At 51.5% G+C, this 445-nt stretch carries 2 pseudogenes; both read left to right on the forward strand.

Going from position 1 to position 445, the window contains the following annotated elements:
* Window positions 1-313 (forward strand): annotated as a pseudogene (locus tag DW640_RS24215) (endonuclease); the annotation flags it as partial.
* Window positions 310-445 (forward strand): annotated as a pseudogene (locus DW640_RS23345) (N-acetylmuramoyl-L-alanine amidase); the annotation flags it as partial. The pseudogenes DW640_RS24215 and DW640_RS23345, both read left to right, overlap by 4 nt.

Genomic DNA, 445 nt, shown 5'->3' on the forward strand with positions numbered 1-445 from the left:
CGAAGCAGGCAATCTGCTCGGAACAGGCAGATCGAGCAATTCAGTCGGAGAGTCCGAAGCAGGCAATCTGCTCGGAACAGGCAGATCGAGTAATTCAATCGGGAAGTCCGAAGCAGGCAATGTATGTGTGCAGTCAGTTTCTTCTCCCCTTGTTTCATCGCCTCTTCCTCTTATTTCTCTCTTTGTTCCCGCACACCATTCAATGACGCAACACTATTACCGCCGCCTGTCTCCCGAAGAATCCGCCATTTTTGGTTTCAACACTTATATATTGCCCAGAGAAAGAGAACAAAGAAAGGAGTTTCTGCAATGAAAGACACCATCATCATCCACTGTTCCGCCACCCGTGCGGGACAGAACATCACCGCTGCCGATATCGACTGCTGGCACCGTGCCCGTGGCTTCTGGTCCATCGGCTATCATTACGTCATCCGCCTCGACGGCA

The sequence above is a fragment of the Bacteroides sp. AM23-12 genome, assembly GCF_003434395.1.
Taxonomy (GTDB): Bacteria; Bacteroidota; Bacteroidia; order Bacteroidales; family Bacteroidaceae; genus Bacteroides; species Bacteroides thetaiotaomicron.